This window comes from Pseudomonas sp. BF-B-30, assembly GCF_019956305.1.
In the GTDB taxonomy this organism is placed as follows: Bacteria; Pseudomonadota; Gammaproteobacteria; order Pseudomonadales; family Pseudomonadaceae; genus Aquipseudomonas; species Aquipseudomonas jessenii.
In genome coordinates, this window is record NZ_JAHBDG010000033.1 from 38,790 (window position 1) to 60,076 (window position 21,287).

Below are 21,287 nucleotides of genomic sequence, written 5' to 3' on the forward strand. Positions count from 1 at the left end.
ATTTGAAATGGCCACAAATCCAAAGTGGGAGCGGGCTTGCTCCGGGCGGCGTTCCGACGAAAGCGGTGGGTCAGTCGATATCAATGTCGACTGACACGCCCTCTTCGCGAGCAAGCCCGCTCCCACATTTGGATCCTGTGTGTCTGATCAGGCCAGCTCGGCCACGACCGAAGCCAAGGCTTTGGCAGGATCCGCCGCCTGGCTGATCGGACGGCCGATCACCAGATAGTCGGAACCGGCATCCAGCGCCTGACGTGGCGTCAGAATGCGGCGCTGATCGTCCTGGGCGCTGCCCGCCGGACGAATCCCCGGAGTCACCAGTTGCAGCGACGGGTGCGCCGACTTGAGCGCCTGGGCTTCCAGGGCCGAGCACACCAGGCCGTCCATCCCGGCTTTTTCCGCCAGGGCGGCCAGGCGCAGCACCTGCTCCTGGGGCTCGATGTCCAGGCCGATGCCCGCCAGGTCTTCACGCTCCATGCTGGTCAACACGGTCACGCCGATCAGCAGTGGTTTCGGACCGGTGCGCTGATCCAGCACTTCACGGCACGCCGCCATCATGCGCAGGCCGCCGGAGCAATGCACGTTAACCATCCACACGCCCATTTCCGCCGCAGCCTTGACGGCCATCGCGGTGGTGTTCGGGATGTCGTGGAACTTGAGGTCCAGGAACACTTCGAAACCCTTGTCGCGCAGGGTGCCGACGATTTCCGAGGCGCAGCTGGTGAACAGTTCCTTGCCGACTTTGACCCGGCACAGCTTCGGGTCCAACTGATCGGCCAGCTTCAGTGCGGCGTCACGGGTAGGGAAATCCAGGGCGACGATGATGGGAGTCTGGCAGGCGGACATGAGTGGGCTCTCAGGCAAGTCGAAATCGGCGCGCATTGTAGCGGAACAAGCGCCGCTGCGGGACCCGATGATCGGTAAATCGTCGCGACGGCTCAGGCAAGACTAGCCCTTGAGGCCATTGTGTCGAGTTCGATACAGACACGACACACCCGCAACACCCTGAACCGCTACCCTCGGCAACCGCAACGGGTCCCTACAACAGCACTTCCCGCCTCAGGGCCGGCGATCTTCACCCCGTGCCTGGGTCGTGCTCCAGTCGATCAACAGGCTGTAGGCCACCGCCAGCAATGTCGGGCCGATGAACAGGCCGATAAAACCAAAGGCAATCAGCCCGCCAAACACCCCAAGCAGCACAATGACCAGCGGCAGGTTGCCGCCACGGCTGATCAGGTACGGCTTGAGCACGTTGTCGACACCGCTGATGATGAATGTGCCCCAGATGCCGAGGAATATGGCCATCCCGTACTCGCCTTTCCAGACCAGCCACGCGGTTGCCGGAATCCACACCAGCGGCGGGCCCATCGGGATCAGGCTGAGCATGAACGTCACGATGCCAAGCACCAGCGCACCCGGTACGCCGGCAATCAGGAACCCTATCAGCGCCAGGATCGCCTGGGCCGCCGCAGTGCCGATCACACCGTTCACCACCCGTTGTACCGTGCCCGCCACCAGCTCAATGTAGTAGCCGGCCCGTTGACCGATCAGCCGCTCCAGCAGTGTGTGTACAAATGCCGCCAGGCGCGGCCCGTCACGATAGAAAAAGAATACAAAGACGACGCTCAGGGTCAGTTCGAGAATACCGCCGCCGATCTGCGCGCTGCGCGCCAGCAACCAGTTACCCACCTGCCCCAGATATGGCTTGAGCGACACCATCATCGCCGCGCCCTGCTCATCGATACTGTTCCAGATCCCTACCAGCCGCCCGCCCACCAGGGGAATCGAACCCAGCCACAGCGGCGCTTCGGGAAGCCCCTCAACCTGTGCATCCTTGATGAATGCCGTGGCATCGCGCACATGATCGGCAAGGTTGAAACCCAGCCACACCAAGGGTGCCGCTACCAACACCATCCAGCCCAGCGTCAGCAATGCCGCCGCCAGCGACTCGCGGCCATTGAGCCAACGGGTCAGCAAGCGCATCAGCGGCCAACTGGCAAACGCCAGGACCGCGCCCCAGAACATCGCCGACCAGAACGGCGCCATCACCCAGAAGCTCGCGCCGAACAACGCCACGAGCAGGATCTGCACCAACAGGCGATCGTTATTGATCATCAAAAGTCTCGAAAAAGTCAGTCAGCAAAAGAGTAGGCGAACGCGACGTACGCGCTCGCCCGGTACAGCCTAGCGCAATAGCTCGATGTGCAGGCCAGAGCCTTCGGCACTACCGGTTTCCAGCCGCGCGGCACGCACGCCCTGGGCAATCAGGGCCTGACGCCAGGCTTCGGCGTTCGCTCCGGAAATGCTGACCCGCAAGGTGGTATCCAGATTCAGTCCGCGAGAAATCAAGCGGAGCCAGGTCTCGTCAGGTGCGCTGTTCAACGTGGCAAAATCGAGCTCGCCGGTGCTCTTGAGTTCACGCAGCAAGGTCGCGGAGGTCGGTAACAACTCGCCCAGCGGTGTCGAAGCCTCGAACTGTTCGACATGCAGGTAGGCTTTGCGATTACCGCGGGTGATGCTGTACAGCGCAACGAGCGTGTTGTCCCTTGGAGCGGCAAGTCGCAGCAACAAATAGGCTTGCTGATCGTCGGCGCCGTACAGCTTGGCGTTGCCAAAGACCTGGTTGGCCCAGAGGCTGCTTTCACCGCAATCGCGCGCCTGGCACCAGAAGAGCAACCCGGCGTCCTGCTGTTGCAAAGCCTCGCGGGCAGCGGTGAACGCCTCGATGGATGAATGTTCCGAGGGTAATTCGTAGGTCACCGAAGTGACGTTGCCGCGGGCACTGACCTGGCCGTCGAATCGTAACTGGCCACTGATTTTACGGATCGAGCCCAACGGGTAGATCCGCTCCAGTTCGGCGGTGGGGCGATAGTCGACAATCTGGGCGTCGACCATGCGCGGCACTATCGGCAGGTCCTGACTGCCCGGAACATCGGCGGCGAATAACAAGGGACTGAAACTGCACAGCACCAGCAAACTGAATGAACGCATGGATAGACTCATCGGATCAGCATGGCCTGGGCGCCCTTGATAATACTGGCTTCATCGGCGCGTTTCGGTACTTGCAGGCCACGCTGCACCGCCGGCCGGTCCTCCATGGTTGCCATCCAGCGTTGCAACGCCGTCAAGCCTTCCACCGAGACGCCCGACCACTCGTAGCCGCGCACCCAGGGAAAGGTGGCAATATCGGCAATGCTGTACTGATCGGCGAGGAACTCCACGCTTTGCAACCGCGTGTCGAGCACTTCGTAGAGGCGACGGGTTTCATGCTGATACCGGTCGATGGCACCCTGGAGTTTTTCCGGAAAGTAGCGGAAGAACACGTTGGCCTGGCCCTGCATCGGGCCGATGCCCCCCATCTGGAACATCAGCCACTGCAATACCAGCGAACGCCCCTTCGGGTCCGATGGCATCAGTTTGCCGGTCTGTTCAGCGAGGTAAATCAGGATGGCGCCTGACTCGAACACGGCGAAATCGCCATTGGCGCGGTCGACAATCGCCGGAATCCGGCCATTGGGGTTGATCTTGAGGAAGTCCGCGGACTTCTGCTCCTTTTTGTCGAAACTCAAGGCATGCACCGTGTAGGGCAGGCCGAGTTCCTCGAGCACGATAGAGACCTTGTGGCCATTCGGGGTCGCAGCGGTGTAGAGATCTATCATGGTTGTCTCCCTTTTCAACCCGCCAAGCCTCGACAGTTGCCCGGCGCAAGTCAAGGAATGGCGAAAAACCGATTGAAACAGTCTGCGACAAGATCGGCACCAGACTCATCATTGAGGTGCAAATGGTGGCCGCCTGGCAGCTGTTCCCGGCTAAAGGGTAGACGCTCCAGCAACTCTGGGTGTTTGGCGATCATGCCGTCGGCGGCAACCACCAGTGTTGCAGGACACTTGACCCGCTGGACGAAGGCCATGGCCTGTTCGGTGGTAAGGCGCAGCGGCGATGGCAGCGTGAGGCGATTGTCGGTGCGCCAGGTGTAACCGCCCGGCACCGGCATCAGGCCACGCTGCGCCAGCAGTTCAGCGGCCTCGCGGCTGACCGCCACCAGGCCTTTCATGCGCGCTTCGACGGCTCGGTCGAGGGTGTCGTAGACCGGTTTGCGCTTTTCCCGCAGATCCAGTTGCGCCTGCAGGGCCATGCCCATGCGCTCGGCAGCGTTTTCACCTTTGTCTGTAGGAGGAATGATGCCGTCGATCAACGCCAGGTGGGTAACCCGCTCAGGCATCGACCCGGCGATGATCAACGAAGCAATGGCGCCCATCGAATGCCCCATCAGCGCAAACCTGCGCAGTCCAAGCTGCTCGGCCACTTGCAGCACATCGTGGGCATAGTCCCACATGGCGTAGCCGGCTCCCGGCGGGCGATGCCCGGAATGACCGTGACCGGCCATGTCCAGGGCGATGATGCGCAGGCCTTTAAGCTTCGGCGCCAGACGGGCAAAACTGTTGGCGTTGTCCAGCCAGCCATGCAGGGCAATCACCGGCAAACCGTCTTCAGGACCGAACAGGTGCGCCGCCAGTTCGATGTGCGGCAGGCTCAGGCGGACCTCTTCGACGACGTGGTTCATGCGCAATCCTGTTGTCGACGGCCGCCCCAACGGTAGAACAGGCCTTTGAGCATGTCAGCGGTATCAAGGGGACGTTCGAGCGGAAACATGTGGCCACCAGGCATGGTCAACGACTCGCCCAACGGCAGGCGGTCGACCGAACTGGCGTGATGGCGCATCACCACGCGGCTGTCGTGCCCGCGTACCACCGCCAGCGGCACTTGCAACTGCCGGGTGCTGCCCGGGCTGGTGTGCGGCACACCGCGATAGATGCTGATTTCCGTGGCCGGGTCGAACCGCAGGCGCAGCTTGTCGCCGACCTGATGCAAGCCGTGTTGCAGGTAGGCATCGAAACATTCCGGGTCGAAACCGCGAAACAGGGTTTTACCGGCGAAATACTTCCGGGCGCTTTCCAGGTCGGCGAATTCTTCACGGCGGCCCAGGGTACGCCCGGCCGGGGTCAAGCGGTCGATGAAACCAAAGCGTTTGGCCGCCCGTATGACCCATTGATCGGTCCGGGTCAGCACTGGCGAGTCGAGCATCACCACCCCGCGATACAACTCGGGGCAACGCAAGGCCGCATGCAGGTGCAACACGCCACCGAAGGAGTGACCGACGCCCCACACGGGTTCGGCCTGTTGTTGCAGGTGATGGATCAGCTCATCCACCAGGTTGTACCAATTGTCGTCCGCCGGGAAACGCGGATCGTGGGCGTGCTGCTCCAGATGCGTCACCTGAAACTCGGGTGCCAGCGCCGCAAACAACTTGCCGTAGGTCCCCGAAGGAAAACCATTGGCGTGGGCGAAAAAGATCTGTTGCGACATACCTGCAAATCCATGAGCGAGAACAGGTGTAGATTGTCCGCAAGACCGCGTCCTACAGCAATGACCGTAACTGCCAGGAAGGGTGACAGACCTGCCGTTGTTAAAACGCCGTGCGTGGCAATACCTATTATTTCTGACAGTTGACAGTCAATCCTCCCGACGCGGATAAGAGTCTGTCATGCCAAGTCATGGGCACGATCGTAATAACCCACGCCAACACCCCGCTATCAAAGCGTTAGATCCTCGCGGGTTGGGTGTGCGTGATATCGCCTATCACCGTCGCGACAGTGCATCATCGCCGGAACCTTACATCTCCCAGCAGGTGTACGACACTCCCACGCGTGCAACCAACAATAGCCTAGAATAACAGCGGGTGCGATAGAAGGCTTCGCTGTCGCGCTTGTCGGCGGTGGGCTGGCTGCCAGAATCATCCTGGCGCGGTGGGGCTCGGCGCGGCTCCAGGACTCCTTGTTGGAATTCAGCCGGCGATCTGGAGTGCCAACGACGAAGTAGCCGATACTGAAGAGATCGAGCGCAACCAAGTCGCTATCAATCGAATCCGTGTGGAGGCTGGGTCAGTTGCCCGGGAACTCTCGCAACAAATACTCATAGGGCATGGATTAAACTTCCCTTGGGGCAGCGTCAATGTACGGCAACGGTTGCCGACCATCGGTAGGACAGCGCTTGCCTATTCCGCACCGGCCGGACTCAACGGTGCGTTCAGTCAATTCGTGCCGGAATCCATGTGTAGCTGGATCAGTCCGATGATGGATTGGAATAACTATCCATAAAACCCTTTAAGATAAAGAGTTACAGTGGCCTTCTGTTCCGTTCGTACCAGTTCTGTACCACCAAGCTCTCTCAATCCACCTTTTCGCTATGGTTAACTGCGTCTACATCAAGCTATAACGGCCATTAGCGACGGCCACTACACTCTGATTTGATCAATTGATTCAATCTGACTGATAACCTCAGCCCTATAGAGTACGGCTATATCGAAGCAAGCAAACCACTTCAATTCGCGATTAATATTGCAAAAATCTGGATAGCTACAGTCCCATGGAGCGATTTGAAATAAACCCTCGATTAATGGGTGAGTATCGCAAACTTACCTATATTGTTGATTTCTATCGACAAAACGTCAGATCGAGTGAGAGCAGGCTTCTGCGGCAGTTTTTTTCAGCAGCCAACTACACAACAAAAAACCCACAAATTAACGCTATACAGGCTTTACTTTTGGCCAAATGAATCTATGGTAAATACGTAAACAGCTGATTGCTTACGAAGCAACGAAGTCACGAGTTAAGTGGCGCATGCAAGTCTAGAGCATGCATTGTCGCACAAGAAGGTTCAGGTAGCAAAGGTGGGTAGCATGAGAAAAAAACAACAAGGACTTGCCGCTATCGAACTCTCGCTCGTGCTGCCAGTTCTTTTCCTAATCCTATTTGTAATTATGGAATTTAGTATTGCCCTTTATAATAAGGCCATAATAACAAATGCCAGCAGAGAAGCAGCAAGAGCTGGCATAGTATTAAAATCGCCGAAACTCACCACTGCTCAAATCCAGAGCGTTGCCAACAATTACTTAGGTTCTCACTTGATAACATTTGGTTCTTCCGCCACCCCGGTGGTAAGTGTTCCGCAAGGGGCTGGAGGACCTTTTGGAGCGCCACTCACCGTCCAGGTTTCATACGAATACTCCACTATGATTCTTGGCGGTATTCTTCACGTAGTCGACAACCCCATGAACTTGTCGGCGACAACAGTGATGCTAAATGAGTGACTTCAATTTAGGATGCTCACCATGTGCACAGCGATTGAAACTAAAAGCATTGCCACACGCAAATATAGCCAAAGAAAAATAGCAGGCCATATTGAGACTAAGAGAAACCAGCAAGGCGCAGTGTTGATTTTGTTTGTCCTTGCACTGCCCATACTATTTGGTTTTTCAGCATTGGCTATAGATTATGCTTATGCTTACGTTGTGCGTAACGAACTTCAAAACGCCGCTGACGCCACTGCTCTTGCAGGTACGGGGTGTCTATACCCACGCATTGAATGTGGAAACTCAACTAGCAGCGCACCAGATTTCACCACAGCATCTAGTCGCGCAAATACGGCGCTTTCACTAAATAAAACCGCAAACGCCACTATAACTAACGGTAGTATCGTAACCGGTTACTGGAATGTTACAAACCCTTCAAGTGGCATGCAAGCCTTTCCGGGCGCATCACATTTTCCAGCTGTGCAAGTGACTATCAAAAAAGATACAGGCCTAAACGGCGGACCTGTAAATACTTTTTTTGCCCGAATTTTTGGTATTGACACCGTACCTATTACTTCCACTGCTACTGCGATAATATCAAGCCCCGGAACCGTTATGCAGGGGCTTCTCCCCATCGCAATGACTCAATGTATGTACGATAATTTTTGGGATTCAAGCTCAAACCAACCGAAAAATGACCCTGCCACGGGAAAGCCCTATGTATTTAAAATTGGATCATCCTATCATTACGGACCATGCGAATCTGGGCAGTGGACATCATTTACTCAAGACACTAATAACGTTCCAACAATAAGAGACCTTATTACTCAAGGAAACCCAACACCACTCAGTATCGGGACTAATACCTGGATTCAGCCGGGCACTCAAAATACAGTTTTCACTTCGGTAAATGACTGTAGTGCGGCAGGGGACAAAAGCTGCGAGTATGTTACGATTCCTATCGTTGTAAATGTATCTACTCATTCGTCTGTTCCCATTGTGGCTTTTGCTTGCCTCCACATCGACTTAGCGGTTGGAGGATCGGAAAAATACATCCAAGGTGAAATGAGTACAAAGTGCACCCCTCTTAACTCAAGTGGCATTGGCCCGGCGTATGGCGCCATTACACCACCACGACTTGTTCAGTAGTGCAAAAACGATAAGCATCATTGGTACCGCCTATGGCGGTATCGTCTTACTGCTGTTCACACTTTCTATTTTTCGAACATCTGAATGGCTAGACTTACCGGGCTTCTATCTTTACCGAAGGAGGAGTTCTCATGATTACCGTGACGCATCCGGAATCGGCTGAATCGCCCACATTTCTGCAGTAGGCTTTGAGCGGCCGCTTTTGGTCGAGGCTGTGTAAAAACAATTTGGATTGTCGCTTTGCCCGAGATCACGCGGAAAATCGCACTCCTGGGTAAAATTCAGGTCTGCTGAGTAGCGGGTCTACACCAAACTCCACGTAGGAACACAGGTTTCGAAACCACAAGCCCGTTTTACACACTCTGGGGCGAAAACAGTCTATCGAAAAGCTTCATATTGGCAATCGTTAGGCTTGCTGGGGCCCAGCTTGAGTTCACACTTCATCTTCCGACGAAGAACTCTGCTTCCACCGTATGCTAAGGAATTCGGTCGTAGCCTTTCTGGCCTTTTTTGGCTTGACCTGGGTAGCGGTCCGTCAAAAGTCGGCAGGCCAAGGCAAAAAGCACTCCAAAAATCCAAAAGAGCAACCCGATACCGACAATCCACCAGGAAAAGATCGCATTCGTCAGTGACTCAGTAATCGTGAACCAGACTCCCCCAAGGAATGGGCCTATTTGAAGCAATGATCCAAGCCTGTCCCAAGCAGTCCTTACCAACCCACAGAGGTCAGACAGCCGACTGCTCAAACGATCGTTACTAAAGCGCTCGGATGAGAACTCTATTACCCGGGAAGTGAGCTTTTCATAAGTTAGGTCCTCTACAGCCACACCTAGTTTTATTGCGAGATCCTCCAACTCAGCTTTGTCGTTCTTATCTATCTCCCATGGTGGAGGGGATAGATGGATTCATCGGAACATGGCTGCGAGGCCTTCATCCGGGAACCAGGCACAGTGCAGGTTTCCTCTCGCTACAGACACCGCCGCCGCTCGATACCCTATATGGGTCGGCCGGCAGGGTGACCGGGTCTGTGTAAAGCTACGGTGCGGCGAGGGCGGTTGAAGCCATCACCCAACTGGCAACCGCACTACCCAACTCCGAGCGAGGGGCGCTGGCAACCATCCTGAGCGGTGGTGCAAGCGGAATTCTCTCTGCGGCTACCGAATATCGAGGCGCGATCATGCAGGCCACTCGGGATGGGTATCGTCAACTTAACCCACAAGTGCGAACAGCATGAGCGCGGACGTTCAGACGACAGAAGCCATATTTCCCGACAGAACTATCACCCGGCGCCACAGCGTCCACGACATTTGAATCTGCCAGCAGAGAGAGTCGTCAACGTTATGAACTGCTCGGCGGTGTTTCCCCCAGCGGCACCACTGCCATGGTCAGTCGCGACACACAACTGGCCTTGCCCTCATCGCTGGTCAACCGAATATCCCAGACATGGGTCGTGCGGCCGATGTGGATCGGCTTGGCCACCGCCGTCACCCGTCCGCTGCGCAGGCCGCGCAAATGGTTGGCGTTGATTTCCAGGCCCACGCAATAGAATTTGCTGGCATCGATGCACAGGTAGCTGGCCATCGAGCCGACCGATTCGGCCAGCACCACCGAGGCACCGCCATGCAGCAAGCCGTAAGGCTGATGGGTGCGGTGATCGACGACCATGCTGGCGGTCAGGGACTCATCGTCAAAAGCTTCGAAACGGATGTCCAGCACTTCGCCGATGGTGTTTTTCTGGATTGCGTTCAACTGCTCGATGTTCGGGGTGGTGCGCCACAGGCTCATCGCAGAGTGTCCTCGTTGGTTTTGTTCGTGGATCAATCCTGCCACAGCACCGCTTCGCTGCGCTCGCTCCATTCCTCAAAGCGTTCACCGTAAGCCGCCTCGATCACGTTGCGCTTGATCTTCAGGGTCGGGGTAAGGAAGCCGTTTTCCACGGCCCAACTGTCCTTGACCACCACCAGGCGCCGAAGTTGTTCATGCTTGTCGAGGGCACCATTGACCTCCTCCAGCAGTTTTTCCAGGCTCGAATGCAAACCGGCGCGCGCGGTCCCTCCGGCATCCTGCTGGCCAACCGCCGACAACACGCACAAACCCAGCGGCGCACTCAAGCCATCGCCCACCACGCAGACCTGTTCGATGCGCGAATGCACGGCCAGGCGATTTTCAATCGGTGCCGGGGCCACGTACTTGCCTTTGCTGGTCTTGAAGATTTCCTTCAGGCGCCCGGTCAGGCGCAGATTGCCTTCGGCGTCCTCCTCGCCCTTGTCGCCGGTACGCAGGAAGCCGTCCTCGGTAATGGTGTCGGCGGTTTTTTCCGGCTCCTTGTAATACCCGAGCATGGTCGCACCACTGCGCACCATGACCTCCCCCGTCTCGGCGATCCGCACTTCGACTTCCGGACACGGCTTGCCGATCCAGCCCGGTTTGTTCTGGCCCGGCATGCCGATGTGGGAGTAACCGCAACTCTCGGTCATGCCGTAGACCTCCAGCACGTCCAGCCCCAGTTTGCGGTACCACTGCAACAAGGTCTGCGGCACCGGAGCCGCGCCGGACAACGCGATGCGCAACGCATCCAGCCCCAACCCGGCGAGGACTTTATGCCCGACCCGTTTGCCGATGATCGGCAGGCCGAGCAGGAAGTCGAGACGTTTTGCCGGGATCTTGCTGTACACGCCCATCTGGAATTTGGTCCAGATGCGCGGCACGCCAAACAGTGCGGTCGGGCGCGCACGGCGCAGGTCGGTGAGGAAGGTATCGAGGCTCTCGGCGAAAAACACCGTTTGGCCGGTATAGATCGATGCCAGCTCGACGAACATGCGCTCGGCAACGTGGCACAGCGGCAGGTAGGACAACAGCCGGTCCGACTCGTTGAGACCGAACAACGCAGTGCCGCGGGTGGTGGCAAACCCCAGAGTGCCGAAGCTGTGCATCACGCCCTTGGGCATGCCCGTGGTGCCGGACGTGTAAATGATGGTCGCCAGTTGATCGGCGTCAGGCTTGGGATTGTCCTGGATGGGCGAACTGCGTTGCAGGTCGTCCCAACTGAAATCGAAGTCGCCGGGAGGATGCAGGGGCAGGCTGATGGTCGGCAGGTCGGGGCTGACACCACGGGACATACCTGGCCAGTCGTCGAGCTTGCCGATGAATGCCAGCGCTGCTTGCGAATGTTCGAGTACCTGGGCAACGGTCTCGGCGGTCAGGTTGGGGTACAACGGCACCGACACATGCCCGGCCATCCAGATCGCGAGATCGGCAACTATCCAGTGCGCACAGTTCTTCGAGATCAGGGCGATATGGCTGCCCTGCGGCAGTTCCCGCGCTCGCAGCCAGTGGGCGGCGCAGCGTGCTTGATGTCCGACGTCCGCCCAGGTCAAGGTCTCGACCTGGCCGCCCCCGACAGGCTGGACCAGAAAGCGCTGGCGGGGATGACGGGCCTCACGCTCGTAGAAAACGTCCAGCGGCAAACGAAAAGCAGCAGACATGCGACTCGCTCCTGTGATTTTGGTCTGGAGCAAGCGTAGTCAACCAAGCAAGTGCTTGGTTGACTATTTCATACAAAACTTTCTACATCTGTGGGAGCGAGCTTGCTCGCGATGGCGGACGAATATTCAACATGGATGTCGACTGGCTTGACGCTATCGCGAGCAAGCTCGCTCCCACAGTGTTGGGCGCCCACTTCAAGTCAAGCTTTGCCCTATGAAACCCGTGGTCAGGGATGCTTGATGCTGTCGAGTTTCATTGACCCGACCAGCAGCTCTTCACCCTTGAGCTCCGCCAGACCGGCAGTGCTGACCCTTTCCGGCGGATGTCCGGCACCATGCTGCAGGTAGCTCAGCAGATTCCCCACCAGCGGGTTGTGACTGACCAGCAAAACGTTGCTTACCGCGACCATCTGTTCGGCCACCTTGTCCGGCTCCGTGTCCGGTGTCAGCCACTCGACGGTGCGGATTTCCGGTACGAAACCCAATGCGTCTCGTACCAGTTGCGCTGTTTCCTGCGCTCGCAGGTACGGGCTGGCGTAAATGCCGGTCAGTGGCTGACCCATCAGCTCTGCGGCGATTTTCAATACTTCCTTACGACCGTTATCCGTCAGTTCCCGCTCCGAATCGTGGGGACGGGAGCCGTGTGGTACAGCTTCACCATGACGCAATACCCAGAGTTTCATAGCTTGGGTTCCTCATCTCGGGCCGGATGCGGTGCCGGTGCCACGACATGCGGCGCCTCACCTTCCGGTGTACGCGGCGTTGGCCAGTCGGCGAACGGCCAAGGCTTCTGGTCGCTGTGAAAGCTGCCGAAACGACCGATCTGCGCCAGAAACTGGCTCAGGCTGTCGCCGAAATTCATCAAGCTGGCGCTTGGGGCGCCATAGAACAAACGATAGATCAACTGCACCAGCACGACGGCGCCGAGGATGAACTGCGCCACTTGCCACACCAGCACGAAGAGGATCATCCACAGCACCCGCAGCAGGATGGACTCGTACTTGGCTTCTATTTTTGGATCGTTCATGCGCAACTCCCTGCTTTTCTGGCAAGCGTGATTAGTTGAAACCACTGGTGGAAATAAAGTCGACGTCGGTTTTCGGCTCGCCACGCATTAACAGACCGATGACCTGCTCCAGCGTGCGCCCCTCGAACAGGATCGCGTGCAGCCCGGCGACCAGCGGCATGTACACGCCAACCTCCTGGGCCTTGGACTTGAGCACTTTAAGGGTATTGACCCCTTCGGCGACTTCACCCAGGCGCGTGACCGCCTCGTCCAGGCTCAGGCCCTGGCCGAGGGCGAAACCGACCTGATAGTTGCGGCTCTTGGGCGACGAACAGGTCACGATCAGATCGCCCACGCCGGCCAGCCCCAGGAAGGTCATCGGGTTGGCACCCTGGTTCACCGCGAAGCGGGTCATTTCCGCCAATGCCCGGGTAATCAGCATGCTCTTGGTATTTTCTCCCATGCCCAGCGCCACCGCCATGCCGGCGATGATCGCGTAGACATTTTTCAGCGCTCCACCCAGCTCCACGCCGAAACGATCGGCGCTGGCGTACACACGAAAGGTGCGCCCGTGCAGCGCGGCCTGAACCTGCTGGCAGAGTTCTTCGTCTTCACTGGCGACCACCGTGGCGGTCAGCGCGTGCTCGGCGATTTCACGGGCCAGGTTGGGTCCGGACAGGACGCCGATGCGCGCCTGCGGGGCGATCTCTTCGAGGATCTCGCTCATCAACTTGAACGTGTGGGCTTCGATGCCTTTGGTCAGGCTCACGAGCATTTTGCCGGTCAAGCGTTCGGCGTGCGGCACCAGCACCGAGCGCAGCGCACTGGAGGGCAATGCGACGAAACACAGGTCGCAGGCGTCCAATGTGGCTTGCAGGTCGGTGACCGGCGTGACGCCGGGCAGAATCTTGATGCCTTTGAGGTAACGCGGGTTCTCGCGATTGACCCGAATGGCCTCGGCCTGTTCGGGGTCACGCATCCACTGAAGGACCTGATGCCCGTTCTCGGCCAGCAGATTAGCCACGGCGGTTCCAAAACTTCCGCCTCCCAGGACCGCAATCGGGCGCTGTTCAGTCATATGCAATCCGTTAATCCATACCAGTGGCGATGTCGGCATTATACGGGGCAGTCCATCGACGGCCAGCCCCGACATCAAATACCTGCACCCGTAGGAAGAAGACCAATAAAACCGAGGAAAATGCAGACATCGTGAATGGAAAAGTCATTCGGCTCGGTTAACATGCGCGCCAACAATCACTGACAGGGATGTGTTGTGTCTCCGGGCTCTCCTTCACCGCATTCACCTCTGGTACTGGCGCTGATTTTCAGCTCGCCGGCGCTGGCCGACGACTTGTTCCTGGACAGCGAACCGCTGCCGCAAGTACTCACCGCCACGCGCCTGAAGCAGTCGCCGGCGGCCGTGCCGGGGAGCATGACGGTGATCGACAGTGCCCTGATCCACGCCAGCGGTGCCCGTGACATCAGCGAACTGCTGCGCCTGGTGCCGGGGATGATGGTCGGCAACATCAGCGGCAATCAGGCGACGGTGAACTACCACGGCACCAATGCGAATGAAGCGCGGCGCATGCAAGTGCTGATCGACGGGCGCTCGGTGTATCGCGCCGGCCTGGCCACCGTGGACTGGAGTGACATTCCGGTGGCCATGGAAGACATCGAGCGCATCGAAGTCTTTCGCGGACCGAATACCGTCAGCTACGGCGCCAACGCCCTGATGGCGGTGGTCAACATCATTACCCGGCGCCCGGCCGACAGTCACGGCACGCGTATGAAGGTCACCCGGGGCCAGCGCGGCATCAACGACTTTTACGCCAGCCAGGGCCTGGGCTGGGAGGATGGTGACATGCGCCTGTCCCTGTCCGGCCAGCAAGACGACGGCTTCGACACCGACAGAACCGGCGCTGACTACCATGACAGTCGTCGCCTCGAGCGCTTCAACCTCAGCGTCAGCCAGAGCCTCGACGAACGGCAAAGCCTCGATTGGCAATTGAATGCCAAGGACGGCACCAACCAGCGGCCCTATACCTACCGGCCGGTGTTCCCGGGAATTACCCGCGCCGGCGACGACTCCGACGTCACCGCCAAGGACTACGCCGGGTCATTGCGCTGGAATCTGGACGTCAATCCGGACCACAGCCTTTATATCCAGGGGTCGGCCCAACACTGGGATCGCCAGCAAACCTGGCGCGCCTGCGACGCAGAAGTTTCGTTCAGCCCGCAACTGACCGAACTCTGGCAATTGAACCCGAACTACACCGAGCGCCTGGCCCGCAATATCACGCGTTTCATCGGCTCTGGTGCGCCGGCCGGGACGCCCGCCGAGCAGGCGCTGGCCAACCAGGTACTCGATCAATGGCGCAACGGCGCGAACCAGACCGTTTGCGGCGACATCGACCAGAGCACCCGGGAATCGCGCTACGACCTCGAACTGCAGGACACCCTCAGCCTTGCCGATAACCTGCGGCTGGTCAGCGGGATAAACTACCGTTACGACCGGGTGAATTCCGAGACCTACTTCAATGGCACTCTCGATGACAGGATCTGGCGAGCGTTCGGCCAGTTCGAGTGGCGTGCCACCGAACACTGGCTGCTGCAAGGCGGCGCCATGTTCGAGGACACCCGGTTGACCGGCAGCTCGCTGACACCTCGCATGGCGGTCAACTACCTGATCAACCCGCGCCACGGCTTGCGTGCGGTGTACTCCGAGGCCATCCGCTCACCGGACATGTTCGAGAACAACGTCAACTGGAGTTATCAGGTCACCAACCTCAAGCCCGGTGCGTTTGGCCAGTCCAGCGCCCGTTATTTCGTCAAGACCCGTGGCCCCGGCGACCTTGATCAAGAGCACATGCGCTCTCGGGAACTGGGCTACAACGGCTATTTTCCCGAACCGGGGCTGGCGCTCGACGTGAAGCTGTTCCACGACGAAATCACCGGCATGATCAGTGAGCCGCTACGCAACAATCAGTACATTGCCAGCAATGCCAACAAGGCGCGCTTTTCGGGGGTCGAAACCCAGCTCGACTGGCGTGTCGGCAACCTCGATCGCCTGCGACTGACTTATGCCTACGTCGATACCGATGCCAGCAATCCGCTGGATGCCAGGCAGACTGCAAGTAACAGTGGTTCGGCCGGATGGCTGCGCGATTGGGGCCAAGGCTGGAACAGTGCGCTTTTCTATAATGGCGATGACGCCCTCAACGGCTACCGCTTTGAACGGGTCGATGCGCGCATCGCCAAACGTATCGCCTTGGGCAAGGCCAGCCTGGAACTGGCCGGGGTGCTCCAGCAACGGCTGGACAATCAGCCGACCACCTTCATCGACAATAATTATGACCAGCGCCAGGTGATGTATTTCAGCGCCGAGCTGGAGCTTTAAGATGCCGAATCGCCCGGCTTGCAGAATGCCGCCCCTGGGTCGGCTGCTGGCCATACTCTGCCTGCTGACAAGCGGCCTGCTGGGCAGCCTGGCGAGTAACGCGGCCGACATTTTGCTCACAGGGGCCGAAGACAGCCCCGGTGTGCGGGCGTTTACCCAGGCCCTGAGCGAGTTGCGACCACGCGATAACGTACGCTTCCAGACGCTGGCAAAAATGCCGATACCGGACCAGCTGCCGGAAAACATCCGCTTGATACTGCTCGACCTGCCCAGCCTCGACTGGCGCCTGCAAAACGCCCAGGGCCCGGCGACTCTCGTACTGCGCATCAGCCGCCTGCAAGCCCGGCAACGCTTGAACAATACGTTGCCTGCGCGCCTTTGCCTGCTATGGAGCGATCCACCACTGGACCGCCAGTTGCGCTTGACCCGCACCCTGTTGCCACAAGCCAGACGCATCGGCGTGCTCTACGACACCCACAGCGAATTCCTGTTGAATGAGCTGCGTCAGGCCGCCCTCCCCCAGGGCCTTGAGATCGTCACCCAGCGCTGGGACAACACTCACGACAGTCGTCCATTACAGGCACTGCTAAATAACAGCGACGTGTTGCTGGGACTTGACGATGCCGACCTGTACAACCCGCAAACCGCAAAGAACCTGCTGTTGAGCAGCTATTCGCGGCAAGTGGCCCTGATCGGACCCAACGCCGGATTCGTCAAGGCCGGAAGCCTGGCCAGCACCTATAGCGATCAGAGCGACTGGCTGGCGGTCCTCGACGAATTGCTCGACCGGCCACCAGCCACCTGGCCGCGCACGCACTATCCCCATCGATTCAAGGTCGCGAGCAACCCGCAAGTCGCACGTTCATTGGGTATCGAACAGATAAACGAAGCGTCTGTCGCCACACTGCTGGCTGAAGGAGAACGCCGTCCATGAGCTTGCGCCGTCGCTGGGACATCAACACTCGCACCCAACTGATCAGCCTCGGCCCTGCACTGCTGCTGACCTTGTTGCTGATCAGTTTCTTCACCTTCGTGCGCATCCAGGATCTGCGTCAGGAAATCACCCACACCGGCCAGTTGATCGCCAATCAACTGGCCCCGGCCACCGAGTACGGCGTGATTTCGGGCAACATCGAAGTGCTCGAAACCTTGCTCAAGGCAACGCTGGCCACGCCCAACGTGAGTTTTCTGGAAATTCAGGACAGCGCCAACCGGGTACTGGTGTACGTTGAACAACCAAGCGAACACCACAATCGCGCGCTACAACTCGAGGTGTTCCAGGCACCGATACGGCTCCAGCGTATCGCGTTGCACAATGATTTTTTCCAGAGCAGCAAAACCGCCACTGCCGCCCCCACCGAGGACTACCTCGGTCGGGTGATCGTCGGGCTGTCCAACGATGCCTTCAGCCGGCGCCAACAGGAAATCGTGCTCAAGGCCGCCATCCTGGCGCTGTTTGCCCTGCTGTTTACCTTCCTCGTGGCCCGCCGTCTGGCGGGCAGCCTGTCGAAACCGATCCGTGATATCGGCAATGCGGTCAAGGCGATCCAGGACGGCGATTACAACACACCGCTGCCCATTGTCGACGACACCGAGCTGGGGGCGCTGTCGCAACACATCAACAACCTCGCCAGCGGTCTCGAGCAGGCCAGCCGCGAACAGCATCAGGCCATGGCGCAGTTGATCCAGACCCGCGAAGAAGCGGAAAAGGCCAACAACGCCAAATCCGATTTCCTCGCCATGATGAGCCATGAACTGCGCACGCCGATGAATGGCGTACTGGGCATGCTGCAGTTACTGGAAACCACCGACATGACCGAGGAGCAGGTGGAGTACGCGGCGCTGGCCTCCGAATCCACCGAGCATTTGCTCAAGGTCATCAACGACATCCTGGATTTCTCGCGGATCGAACGTTCAGAGCTGGAACTGGAGCACATTGCGTTCAACCTCACCGACCTGATCGGCAGTTGCGCCCAGTCGTTCCAGCACAGCGCCGCGCAACGCGGTCTGGACCTGCAACTGATGATCCCCGACGACATGCGCGGTTTGCAGGTCAAGGGCGACCCGACGCGTATCCGTCAGATACTGGTCAACCTGGTCGGCAATGCGCTGAAGTTCACCGAGCAGGGCCGCGTCACGATCGAGGCGCAGTGGCAATCGCTGGACCACGAGTTGCTGTGGTTCACCTGCACCGTGCGCGACAGCGGGATCGGCATCCCGGCGCAAAGCCTGGAATTGATGTTCAGCGCTTTCCAGCAGGCCGACAGTTCTATTTCAAGACGCTACGGCGGTACGGGGCTGGGCCTGCCGATTGCCCGTACCCTGGCCGAACGCATGGGCGGCACCTTGCGCGCGCAGAGTGAGGAAGGCCGCGGTTCGGTGTTCACCCTGGAAATTCCCCTGGCATTGCACCAGCAGACACAACCGCTGCTACCCCCTCGCGCGCAATCGCGCAACAGCAACGGCGAAGGACGCAATGTGTTGTTGGTCGAAGACAACCCGGTCAACCAGACCGTCATCGAAGCCATGTTGCGCAGCCTGGGCTTCAAGGTCAGTGTCGCTGCCGACGGCGCGCAGGCGGTGCGCAGTGCCGAGAGCCTGATCTTCGAAGCGATCCTGATGGATTGCCGCTTGCCGATCATCGATGGCTATGAAGCCACCCGACAAATACGCAAGCTACCCGGTTGCACCGACCTGCCGATCATCGCCCTGACCGCCAACGCCTTGCAGGGCGACCGCGAAGCCTGTCTGTCGGCGGGGATGAACGATTACCTGGCCAAGCCGTTCAAACGGACTGATCTGCAGCAAATTCTTCAGCGTTGGGTGCAGTAGTACAGGCCTTTCGACCATCTGCGACTGGCGTGAAAGGCGAAAGTGCGGCAGTCTTAGTCACCCGAACAGGCCCGAAAAGGGGCTTGAATAATAATTTCAGTGCACAAGTGTACATTCATGTCCTTGGTGCTGTGACTTTCACCACAACGCAATAGTCTATGAGTAGGCTGCCGGTTCGAGGCATGAACGCTTCGATCGGCCGGGAAGATTTGCCCCACCTGCCGCATGGGACTATTGAGGAGCTCGCATGACCAAACAAAACGCCTTTACCCGGGAAGATCTGCTGCGCTGCAGTCGCGGTGAGCTGTTCGGCCCTGGTAACGCGCAACTGCCCGCCCCGAACATGCTGATGGTTGATCGCATCACCCTGATCAGCGAAGAAGGTGGCAAGTACGGCAAAGGTGAATTGGTCGCCGAGCTGGATATCAATCCGGACCTGTGGTTCTTCGCCTGCCACTTCGAAGGCGATCCGGTGATGCCGGGCTGCCTGGGCCTCGACGCCATGTGGCAACTGGTCGGCTTCTTCCTGGGCTGGCAAGGCCTGCCGGGCCGTGGCCGTGCGCTGGGTTCGGGCGAAGTGAAATTCTTCGGCCAGGTCCTGCCGACCGCCAAGAAAGTCACCTATAACATTCATATCAAGCGCGTCCTCAAGGGCAAGCTGAACCTGGCCATCGCCGACGGTTCGGTCACTGTCGACGGTCGCGAAATCTACACCGCCGAAGGCCTCCGGGTCGGCGTGTTCACCTCCACTGACAACTTCTAAGGGTTATCCGCATGCGCCGCGTCGTTATCACTGGTCTGGGCATCGTTTCTTGCCTGGGCAATGACAAAGAGACCGTCTCCGCTAACCTGCGTGCAAGCCGCCCTGGCATCCGGTTCAACCCGGAATATGCCGAAATGGGTCTGCGTAGCCAGGTTTCCGGCTCCATTGACCTCAACCTTGAAGAACTGATCGATCGCAAGATCTATCGCTTCGTCGGCCACGCGGCAGCTTATGCCTACCTGGCCATGAAAGACGCCATCACTGACTCCGGCCTGACCGAAGAGCAGGTTTCCAACCCGCGTACCGGCCTGATCGCCGGTTCCGGTGGCGCATCGACCTTGAACCAGATGGAAGCGCTGGACATCCTGCGCGAGAAAGGCGTCAAGCGCGTCGGCCCATACCGCGTAACGCGGACCATGAGCAGCACCGTTTCCGCTTGCCTGGCCACTCCGTTCAAGATCAAGGGCCTGAACTACTCCATCGCTTCTGCCTGCGCCACCAGTGCTCACTGCATCGGTACCGCCATGGAACAGATCCAGATGGGCAAGCAGGACATCGTCTTCGCCGGCGGCGGTGAAGAAGAGCACTGGAGCCAGTCGTTCCTGTTCGACGCCATGGGCGCCCTGTCCAGCAAGCGCAACGACACCCCGGAAAAAGCTTCCCGTGCCTACGACGCTGACCGTGACGGTTTCGTCATCGCCGGCGGTGGCGGCATGGTCGTGGTTGAAGAGCTGGAACACGCTCTGGCCCGCGGCGCGAAGATCTACGCGGAAATCGTTGGCTACGGCGCGACCTCCGACGGCTACGACATGGTTGCCCCGAGCGGCGAAGGCGCGATCCGCTGCATGCAGCAGGCGCTGTCCACCGTCGACACCCCGATCGACTACCTGAACACCCACGGCACGTCGACCCCGGTCGGCGACGTCGCGGAAATGAAAGGCGTGCGTGAAGTGTTCGGCGACAAGGCTCCGGCCATCAGCTCCACCAAGAGCCTGTCGGGTCACTCCCTGGGCGCTGCCGGCGTTCACGAAGCGATCTACTGCATGCTGATGATGGAAGGCAACTTCATTGCCGGCTCCGCCAACATCGACGAGCTGGACCCTGAAGTGGCCGACCTGCCGGTGCTGACCAAGACCCGCGAAAACGCCACCATCAACACCGTGATGAGCAACAGCTTCGGCTTCGGTGGCACCAACGCCACTTTGGTACTGAAGCGCTGGGAAGGTAAGTAATTTCCCGCTGCTGAGTCGCACATGAAAACGCCCCGACTGGTTCGGGGCGTTTTTTTTTGCCTCAAGGAATTCAACACCACAACCATTGTGGGAGCGAGCTGGCTCGCGAAGAGGGAGTGTCAATCGACATCATTGCTGTCTGACCCACCGCCATCGCGAGCAAGCTCGCTCCCACAGCTTCCGTGCTCGACACTGGATTTGTGGTGCCTTCAACATGAAACGTTTGTCATGAAACTTAACGCCCCGCGACTGAATGTCGCGGATTCCGCTGGCTGCAGGACTGTTTCCATT

Annotated in this window: 18 protein-coding genes; 7 read left to right on the plus strand and 11 right to left on the minus strand. The window is 58.7% G+C overall.

The genetic code is table 11. The annotated features are described in order from the left end of the window. Nucleotides 1-147 precede the first annotated feature (147 nt). From pyrF to KGB29_RS17490, 6 genes are all read right to left on the minus strand, one after another. Entirely contained in the window at nucleotides 148-846 is a 699-nt protein-coding gene (gene pyrF / locus KGB29_RS17465; RefSeq protein ID WP_008051442.1) for an orotidine-5'-phosphate decarboxylase, read from the minus strand. A gap of 213 nt (nucleotides 847-1,059) precedes the next feature. After that, nucleotides 1,060-2,115, minus strand: coding sequence for an AI-2E family transporter (locus KGB29_RS17470; protein WP_090457260.1), 1,056 nt, complete (start codon nucleotides 2,113-2,115; stop codon nucleotides 1,060-1,062). A gap of 69 nt (nucleotides 2,116-2,184) precedes the next feature. After that, nucleotides 2,185-2,991, minus strand: a complete 807-nt coding sequence (locus KGB29_RS17475) for a DUF4892 domain-containing protein (protein ID WP_218543282.1) — start codon at nucleotides 2,989-2,991, stop codon at nucleotides 2,185-2,187. 8 nt (nucleotides 2,992-2,999) lie between these two features. Beyond that, nucleotides 3,000-3,659 (minus strand): glutathione S-transferase family protein, encoded by a 660-nt coding sequence (locus KGB29_RS17480; RefSeq protein WP_090457264.1) that lies wholly within the window; start codon nucleotides 3,657-3,659, stop codon nucleotides 3,000-3,002. 50 nt (nucleotides 3,660-3,709) lie between these two features. Continuing rightward, nucleotides 3,710-4,564 carry an alpha/beta hydrolase gene (locus KGB29_RS17485; protein ID WP_223543715.1) on the minus strand — a complete coding sequence of 285 codons (855 nt, stop codon included), beginning with the start codon at nucleotides 4,562-4,564 and terminating at the stop codon, nucleotides 3,710-3,712. After that, nucleotides 4,561-5,367 (minus strand): alpha/beta fold hydrolase, encoded by an 807-nt coding sequence (locus KGB29_RS17490; RefSeq protein WP_154946994.1) that lies wholly within the window; start codon nucleotides 5,365-5,367, stop codon nucleotides 4,561-4,563. The genes KGB29_RS17485 and KGB29_RS17490 overlap by 4 nt, the downstream gene beginning before the upstream one ends. A gap of 1,372 nt (nucleotides 5,368-6,739) precedes the next feature. Here KGB29_RS17490 and KGB29_RS17495 point away from each other — a divergent pair. Next, nucleotides 6,740-7,150, plus strand: coding sequence for a TadE/TadG family type IV pilus assembly protein (locus KGB29_RS17495; protein ID WP_223543714.1), 411 nt, complete (start codon nucleotides 6,740-6,742; stop codon nucleotides 7,148-7,150). 21 nt (nucleotides 7,151-7,171) lie between these two features. After that, nucleotides 7,172-8,281 carry a TadE/TadG family type IV pilus assembly protein gene (locus tag KGB29_RS17500; protein WP_223543713.1) on the plus strand — a complete coding sequence of 370 codons (1,110 nt, stop codon included), beginning with the start codon at nucleotides 7,172-7,174 and terminating at the stop codon, nucleotides 8,279-8,281. Nucleotides 8,282-9,619: 1,338 nt separating this feature from the next. On the opposite strand, the gene KGB29_RS17505 is transcribed toward KGB29_RS17500, so the two are convergent. The 5 genes from KGB29_RS17505 to KGB29_RS17525 all read right to left on the minus strand — a co-directional run bounded on the left by KGB29_RS17505 (nucleotide 9,620) and on the right by KGB29_RS17525 (nucleotide 13,850). After that, nucleotides 9,620-10,066: a hotdog fold thioesterase gene (locus tag KGB29_RS17505; protein WP_223456127.1), complete on the minus strand. Its 447-nt coding sequence runs from the start codon at nucleotides 10,064-10,066 to the stop codon at nucleotides 9,620-9,622. A 32-nt stretch (nucleotides 10,067-10,098) separates the two neighbouring features. Beyond that, complete coding sequence (locus KGB29_RS17510; RefSeq protein ID WP_223616462.1) at nucleotides 10,099-11,766, minus strand: AMP-binding protein; 1,668 nt, start codon at nucleotides 11,764-11,766, stop codon at nucleotides 10,099-10,101. 227 nt (nucleotides 11,767-11,993) lie between these two features. Continuing rightward, a complete protein-coding gene (sixA, locus tag KGB29_RS17515; protein ID WP_154860352.1) occupies nucleotides 11,994-12,449 on the minus strand; it encodes a phosphohistidine phosphatase SixA in 456 nt (151 codons plus the stop codon). Beyond that, nucleotides 12,446-12,793 (minus strand): DUF4389 domain-containing protein, encoded by a 348-nt coding sequence (locus tag KGB29_RS17520; RefSeq protein WP_057713666.1) that lies wholly within the window; start codon nucleotides 12,791-12,793, stop codon nucleotides 12,446-12,448. The genes sixA and KGB29_RS17520 overlap by 4 nt, the downstream gene beginning before the upstream one ends. A 31-nt stretch (nucleotides 12,794-12,824) precedes the next feature. After that, the gene (locus tag KGB29_RS17525) at nucleotides 12,825-13,850 is read right to left on the minus strand and encodes an NAD(P)H-dependent glycerol-3-phosphate dehydrogenase (RefSeq protein WP_154860353.1); all 1,026 of its coding nucleotides are present in this window, start codon (nucleotides 13,848-13,850) and stop codon (nucleotides 12,825-12,827) included. A 195-nt stretch (nucleotides 13,851-14,045) separates the two neighbouring features. On the opposite strand from KGB29_RS17525, the gene KGB29_RS17530 reads away from it, so the two are divergent. The 5 genes from KGB29_RS17530 to fabB all read left to right on the plus strand — a co-directional run bounded on the left by KGB29_RS17530 (nucleotide 14,046) and on the right by fabB (nucleotide 20,996). Beyond that, nucleotides 14,046-16,169, plus strand: a complete 2,124-nt coding sequence (locus KGB29_RS17530; RefSeq protein ID WP_223616463.1) for a TonB-dependent receptor plug domain-containing protein — start codon at nucleotides 14,046-14,048, stop codon at nucleotides 16,167-16,169. Between the two features lies 1 nt (nucleotide 16,170). Continuing rightward, complete coding sequence (locus tag KGB29_RS17535; RefSeq protein WP_218543277.1) at nucleotides 16,171-17,103, plus strand: ABC transporter substrate-binding protein; 933 nt, start codon at nucleotides 16,171-16,173, stop codon at nucleotides 17,101-17,103. Next, nucleotides 17,100-19,001 (plus strand): ATP-binding protein, encoded by a 1,902-nt coding sequence (locus KGB29_RS17540; RefSeq protein WP_154946998.1) that lies wholly within the window; start codon nucleotides 17,100-17,102, stop codon nucleotides 18,999-19,001. The genes KGB29_RS17535 and KGB29_RS17540 overlap by 4 nt, the downstream gene beginning before the upstream one ends. Before the next feature lie 247 nt (nucleotides 19,002-19,248). Continuing rightward, on the plus strand, nucleotides 19,249-19,764 hold the full coding sequence (gene fabA / locus KGB29_RS17545; protein ID WP_003227150.1) for a 3-hydroxyacyl-[acyl-carrier-protein] dehydratase FabA: 516 nt from the start codon (nucleotides 19,249-19,251) through the stop codon (nucleotides 19,762-19,764). A gap of 11 nt (nucleotides 19,765-19,775) precedes the next feature. Next, nucleotides 19,776-20,996 (plus strand): beta-ketoacyl-ACP synthase I, encoded by a 1,221-nt coding sequence (fabB, locus tag KGB29_RS17550; RefSeq protein ID WP_007974551.1) that lies wholly within the window; start codon nucleotides 19,776-19,778, stop codon nucleotides 20,994-20,996. The last annotated feature ends 291 nt before the right edge of the window (nucleotides 20,997-21,287 follow it).